This is a genomic window from Desulfovibrio inopinatus DSM 10711 (assembly GCF_000429305.1).
Lineage (GTDB): Bacteria > Desulfobacterota > Desulfovibrionia > Desulfovibrionales > Desulfovibrionaceae > Alteridesulfovibrio > Alteridesulfovibrio inopinatus.
In genome coordinates this window covers 1-3,274 of record NZ_AUBP01000054.1, presented here as the reverse complement: position 1 = coordinate 3,274, position 3,274 = coordinate 1, and the positions used below count along the sequence as shown (strand labels likewise).

The 3,274-nt window shown below is 49.9% G+C and carries 5 protein-coding genes; all 5 read left to right on the top strand.

Features of this window, described 5'->3' with window-relative positions; all coding sequences use genetic code 11:
• Positions 1-333, top strand: a 333-nt coding sequence (locus G451_RS34860; RefSeq protein ID WP_034643171.1) for a hypothetical protein, incomplete at its 5' end; no start/stop codon positions are given.
• Positions 330-608, top strand: a complete 279-nt coding sequence (locus G451_RS0120155) for a phage fiber-tail adaptor protein (RefSeq protein WP_051261725.1) — start codon at positions 330-332, stop codon at positions 606-608. The genes G451_RS34860 and G451_RS0120155, both read left to right, overlap by 4 nt.
• Positions 608-937 carry a hypothetical protein gene (locus G451_RS0120150; protein WP_027185663.1) on the top strand — a complete coding sequence of 110 codons (330 nt, stop codon included), beginning with the start codon at positions 608-610 and terminating at the stop codon, positions 935-937. The genes G451_RS0120155 and G451_RS0120150 overlap by 1 nt, the downstream gene beginning before the upstream one ends.
• 2 nt (positions 938-939) lie before the next feature.
• Positions 940-2,556, top strand: coding sequence for a hypothetical protein (locus tag G451_RS0120145; RefSeq protein WP_027185662.1), 1,617 nt, complete (start codon positions 940-942; stop codon positions 2,554-2,556).
• The coding region (locus G451_RS30695) for a hypothetical protein (RefSeq protein WP_034643167.1) at positions 2,549-3,274 on the top strand (726 nt) is incomplete at its 3' end. The genes G451_RS0120145 and G451_RS30695, both read left to right, overlap by 8 nt.

The following is a 3,274-nucleotide window of genomic DNA, read 5'->3' as shown; positions in this document are numbered from 1 at the left end:
GCTGTCAGTCTGCAATGCATAAGCAAGTCGGCAGCAGCAGCACGGGTACACAAACCGATCCAAGATAAAACGCGAGCCCAGGCGACGCTCTTTGCTTTCGCAACATCGATTTATATCCATCAAATCTATGGAAATATATCGGCATCATTTTTCTCTTCCGCCAAAAACGGACGCTGCATGGATGGAGAAGGAATAGCGACAACTGTATTTACTGCAACGGCAGACCCTTGGACACTCCTCACGGCTCCTGCACCTCAAGACAGAACATTATCCATGCCTTCTCAGCTTGTCATGAATCTACAAAGCGAAAACAGAACAATGAGGATTCCATGATTCTTGGCGAATATATTAAGCAACCAGCCGACAGAACAGACTACGATATCGACTTTACTGACTGGCTCATCCCTGGAGACTCCATTGCAGACGTCTCTGCTCAGGCCACACCAGATACCATTCGTATCGATAGCATACAAAACAGTACTCCACGCGTGAAAACATGGTTATCCAACGGTCTTGATGGCGTGAAATATCGAATATCTATCACCATCACAACGCATGGAGGCCGAGTCAAACAAGTCGAGTTCAATGTAAAAGTAAAGGATTATTAATGCAGCGGTTCCTTAATAATGTTGCAACGACGCTCTTTACCGATATTGACGCGAGCACGACAAGCATTGCTGTTTCCGTTGGTGACGGTGCGAAACTTCCCTCTCTTGGAGCTGGTGAATACGCTCTCCTGACTCTTGTTGGGTACGATCCGTACCCCCATGAATCAACATGGGAAATCGTCAAAGTATTGAATGTATCCGGTGATTTACTCACTGTGGAGCGGGGATATGACGGGACTACGGCCAAAGCGTGGGCGTCTGGAACCGTCATCCAAATGCGCCTTACAGCGGACAGCATGGAACAATTACAGAATCCATTTTGGCGGTAAGTATGGCTCGTATTGCAATCAATCAATTCGATGGAGTCATGCCGATCGTTGCCCCACGACTTGTACCGGAAACAGCAGCGCAAATCGCCATCAATTGCAATCTTGAACGTGGTCGTCTGGAAGCTATCCGAGATCCCAAATACGTTAAGGCTCTTGATGGCATCAGTTTCTTTCGGTGGGCGCGAACGGATGGTGTGCATCTATGGATAAACTGGAGCGTTGACGCACATGCAATTTTGCACCCCTCCGTCTCCAGCCGGATGTGTATTGCCTCGTCTACATTTGACTATACCCGTGTCACCGATCAGGACATTTATCCAACCTATCGCCGACTCGGTGTTCCTGCCCCGACGAAGGCACCGGATGTGTCATCCCCTGAGGGGTTTGCCAGTGACACAGATGAGGTTGCCCGCATATCTGCCTATATTTACACGTATGTGAACGTATACGGCGAAGAAGGTCCACCAAGCGATCCGAGCATCGTGCATAAAGTGAAAAGCAATGCCACGGTCGTCGTAACACTGCATCCTCCCGTGGCGACAACGCTGACGCCATTGGGATCCGTGAAGTTCCGCATTTATCGTGTCGTTGTCGGGACAAACAACGCCGACTATCAATTCCTCGTAGAGACGACCGATACTCTTTATAATGACACCAAACAGGATGCCGAGCTTGGCGAGACGTGCCCTACGGTAAGTTATGATCCGCCGCCTGATGGGCTTGATGGGCTTATCGGAACATCCAATGGCCAACTTATCGGATTTCATGACAATGAAGTGTGCTTCTCTGAACCGTATATTCCGTATGCTTGGCCGATTGAGTATCGTATTCCTGTTGAATCTCAGATTATTGGTCTTGGTTACTTCGGCACGACCATCGTTGCCTGCACCAAAACGCGTCCGTACATCGTCACCGGTTATGATCCTTCGGCATTGGCTGCAGCCCAAGTGCCGTTCGATCAACCATGTCTGTCAAAAAAGAGCATCGTCTCCACCGGAACCGCCGTCTATTACGCCGGACCTGACGGGCTCTTTATGGTTGACGAGAGCTATACCGGACAAATCGTTACCAAAGCGCTCTTTACTCGAGATCAGTGGCAGGCGTTACAGCCTGAGACCATTATGGGCGTGTGGCATAACGAGCGGTATTACGCGTTCTTTCATGGGAGCAACACCGGCTTTATCTATGATCCGTCTCGATCCGATATCGTCATGTTCGATATCGGTGGACAGCCAATTATTGATATCCTGTATTCCAGTTCAGGAGACTGCATCTACCTCAAGACGGCAACCAAAGTGTTCGCGTGGGGAGGCGCTGATACATGGCGTTCGTATAGATGGCGTTCCCGAAAATTTTATTTCAATCATCAGCGGGCCATGGCTGTCTTTCGTATCGACGGTGATCCGCCTGACGACGCAATGAATCTGTGTTTCACGCTGTTGGTCGATGACGTTCCCGTTGTCAGTAAACGCGTTATCCAGCGTAGTGAGCTTGGTGTTCCCTTGCGTCTGCCGGCAAGCGCCTATGGTCATACGTTTGAAATCGAATTGGAAGGAACGACGTCGGTTGATGAAATTCGTGTGGCCAGCAGCGTCGATGAGGTCGCCGACGATGAGTAATGCCCTTCGTATTGCCCCGGCCAAACCGAATTGCAAATCAAAATCCGATTCCGTTGCCATTCCCACGCCACGCGATGTTCCCGACGGCATGAAGCCGTTTGTCGCAGCCGTGACGTCCCTTTTAGGAAAACGTGAAGGGCAGTTTCGCAACGCACAGGATTCACGGGTCATTACCGTGTCCGATTTAAAAGAAGCGGGATTATACGACTCCAAGACAAACCGTATCGACTTGTCCGGCAAGACCGATACCACGCCGCCGTCTGCTCCGACGAACATCCATGTACAAGAATTTTCACGGTTTAATCGTGTTCGCTGGACCAATCCAACGGACGACGATTTAAGCCATATCGAAATATGGACACATAAAACAGACGGAACGCCGTCTTTTGACGAGGCATTACTGACCGGCTTGGTTTCGGCTCCGCATGAATATTATGATCATCTTGGACTCAAACCAGGAGAAAAGGCGGCATACTGGCTTCGAGCCGTCGACACGTCGGACAACAAGTCATCCTTCAACCCGGAACCGTCATCGGACGTGACCATAACCGGAACGGTCGACAAGGCATCATGGGAAGAGGAGATGTACAACCTCTTCTTCGGCGACCTGACCAACAATGACGGCATCAAAGCCATTCGCAAGCAAATCAACGTCGAGACCATACAATACGACGAGACACGAAATTACTACAATCAAGATATTACGCTCTATGGCGGG

Excerpts from the sequence above, each read along its gene's own strand:
- G451_RS0120150 (WP_027185663.1), top strand. The coding sequence starts at position 608 with ATGCAGCGGTTCCTTAATAATGTTGCAACGACGCTCTTTACCGATATT.
- G451_RS0120145 (WP_027185662.1), top strand. The coding sequence starts at position 940 with ATGGCTCGTATTGCAATCAATCAATTCGATGGAGTCATGCCGATCGTT.
- G451_RS0120155 (WP_051261725.1), top strand. The coding sequence starts at position 330 with ATGATTCTTGGCGAATATATTAAGCAACCAGCCGACAGAACAGACTAC.